This is a genomic window from Massilia sp. CT11-108 (assembly GCF_047302915.1).
Classification (GTDB): domain Bacteria; phylum Pseudomonadota; class Gammaproteobacteria; order Burkholderiales; family Burkholderiaceae_D; genus Telluria; species Telluria orientalis.
The window spans coordinates 1-2,189 of the sequence record NZ_JBKYMO010000710.1 but is presented as its reverse complement, the minus strand read 5'-3'; the positions used below and the strand labels follow the sequence as shown (position 1 = coordinate 2,189).

At 69.7% G+C, this 2,189-nt stretch carries 3 protein-coding genes; 2 read left to right on the top strand and 1 reads right to left on the bottom strand.

Features of this window, described 5'->3' with window-relative positions; all coding sequences use genetic code 11:
* Positions 1 to 603 (top strand): chitobiase/beta-hexosaminidase C-terminal domain-containing protein (locus ACEN88_RS29745; protein WP_413345496.1); only part of this gene is annotated, 603 nt, incomplete at its 5' end.
* Complete coding sequence (locus ACEN88_RS29740; protein ID WP_413345494.1) at positions 596 to 1,882, top strand: MFS transporter; 1,287 nt, start codon at positions 596 to 598, stop codon at positions 1,880 to 1,882. The genes ACEN88_RS29745 and ACEN88_RS29740, both read left to right, overlap by 8 nt.
* Before the next feature lie 2 nt (positions 1,883 to 1,884).
* On the opposite strand, the gene infA is transcribed toward ACEN88_RS29740, so the two are convergent.
* Positions 1,885 to 2,148 carry a translation initiation factor IF-1 gene (infA, locus tag ACEN88_RS29735; protein ID WP_413345493.1) on the bottom strand — a complete coding sequence of 88 codons (264 nt, stop codon included), beginning with the start codon at positions 2,146 to 2,148 and terminating at the stop codon, positions 1,885 to 1,887.
* Positions 2,149 to 2,189 lie beyond the last annotated feature (41 nt).

The following is a 2,189-nucleotide window of genomic DNA, read 5'->3' as shown; positions in this document are numbered from 1 at the left end:
GTGGGGAGAGAATGCCCGCTCGCGCGACCGCATCGAATACCTGGCCGCGGGGGGGCCGGGGGGGGGGGGGGGGGGGGGGGGGGGGCCGCCCTCCCGCGCCTGACGGCCGAGGGCCGGCGCCGCGTCAATGGCCTGCAGGGACAGCTGTGGGGAGAGAATGCCCGCTCGCGCGACCGCATCGAATACCTGGCCGCGCCGCGCCTCGTGGCGCTGGCGGAGCGGGCGTGGGCGCCGGATCCCGGCTGGTGCGCGATCGACGATGCCGGGGAGCGTACACGCGCCATGGACGACGCGTGGAACGAATTCGCCAACCGCCTCGGCCAGCGCGAGCTGGCACGGCTCGACCGCGCGCCGCTGGCCTACGGCTACCGGTTGCCGCCGCCGGGCGCCGTCGCCGATGGCCGGACGTTCCACGCGAACGTGGCCCTGCCGGGCCTCGCGCTGCATTACACTCTGGACGGCAGCGAGCCCGATGCCGCCAGCCCGCGCTACACCGGACCGGTTGCGGCAGGGCAGGGCGCCGCCGTGTTCAAGGTCGCCACCTTCGACACGCGCGGCCGCAAGAGCGCAACCGTCGTCATCGCACTGGATTCCCATGGATAGCATCCGTCCCGACCACCTGACACCCCAGGCGCACCGGCACCCGCTCGCGTGGGTGCCCACGCTGTACCTCGCGCAGGGCCTGCCGTTCTTCAGCGTCGCCCTCGTGGCGGGGCTGATGTTCAAGAGCATGGGCGTGCCCAACGAGCAGATCGCACGCTGGACCGGCGTCCTCGGCCTCGCGTGGGTGTTCAAGGCATTGTGGAGTCCATTTCTGGAACTCGCGGCGAGCAAGAAGCGGGTCGTCGTCGTGCTGCAGGTCACGGGCGGCATCGCGCTCGCGGCGCTGGCCCTCGCGCTGCAGCTGCCCGCGTGGTTCGGGCTGGCGATCGGGCTGCTGGCCATCGTGTCGTTCGCGTCCAGCACGCACGACATCGCGGCCGACGGTCTATATATCGCGAACCTGTCCGAGCGCCAGCAATGCGCGTACGCCGGCTGGCAGGGCGCGTTCTTCAACGGTGCCAAGTTCCTGTCGCTGGGCGGGCTCGTGATCCTGGCCGGTTTCCTCGAACAGCGCATCGGTCCCCCGGCCGCGTGGGCCACCGTGTTCGGGGTGCTGGGCGCCTTGCTGGCGGGGCTCGGGCTGTATCACGTGTGGGCGTTGCCCGAGACCGTGAGGACGGGCGCCGGCGCGTCGATGCGTGGCAGCGTGGACGTATTGGTGGACGTCGTGCGCGCATTCTTCGCCAAGCCGGGCATCTGGATGGGCATCGTGTTCATCCTGCTGTTCCGTCTCGCGGAAGGGCAGGTGCAGACGATCGGCCCACTGTTCCTGCGCGATGCGCGCGCGGTCGGCGGCCTTGGCCTGTCGACGCAGGAAGTGGGCGCCATCTACGGCACGGCCGGCACGGCGGCCTTCCTGGTCGGCAGCATCCTCGGCGGCTGGTTCACGGCGCGCGTGGGCCTGAAGCGCGCGATGCTCGTGCTGATCCTCGCGATGAACGTGCCGAACCTCGTGTTCTGGTACCTGAGCGCGGCGCAACCGTCGCACCTGGGCCTCGTCATGGCGGCATTGTCGACCGAGATGTTCGGCTACGGGTTCGGCTTCGTGGGCATGATCCTGTTCATCATGCAGGTGATCGCGCCCGGCCGCTACCAGACCGCGCACTACGCGCTGGGGTCCGGGTTCATGCAGCTGGGCTTCGTGCTGTCGAAGGTGGTCAGCGGCGACATCCAGCATGCGCTGGGCTACCGTCACTTCTTCCTGTGGGTGGTGTTGTCGGCGCTGCCGGTGCTCGTACTCACGCGGTTCGTGAACATGGCGCCGGCCGCGCAGGACTGACGTCAGCGGCGGTAGGCCGGACGGCGCGCCGGCGGCGCGTTGCGCTTCTCGATATGGCGGAACGTGATGCGACCCTTGCTCAGGTCGTACGCGGACATCTCCAGCGTCACGCGGTCGCCCGCGAGGATGCGGATATGGTGCTGGCGCATCTTGCCCGACGTGTAGGCGATCAGTTTGTGTCCATTGTCCAGGTCGACGCGAAAGCGCGAGTCCGGCAGGATTTCCTGGACGATGCCGTCCATTTCGATGAGTTCTTCTTTGGCCATGGGGGTCCTTGGGGGCGGGGCGCGCGGCGATTGCCGGGCGT

Coding starts and splice junctions, on each gene's coding strand:
- ACEN88_RS29740 (WP_413345494.1), top strand. CDS start 596: ATGGATAGCATCCGTCCCGACCACCTGACACCCCAGGCGCACCGGCAC.
- infA (WP_413345493.1), bottom strand. CDS start 2,148: ATGGCCAAAGAAGAACTCATCGAAATGGACGGCATCGTCCAGGAAATC.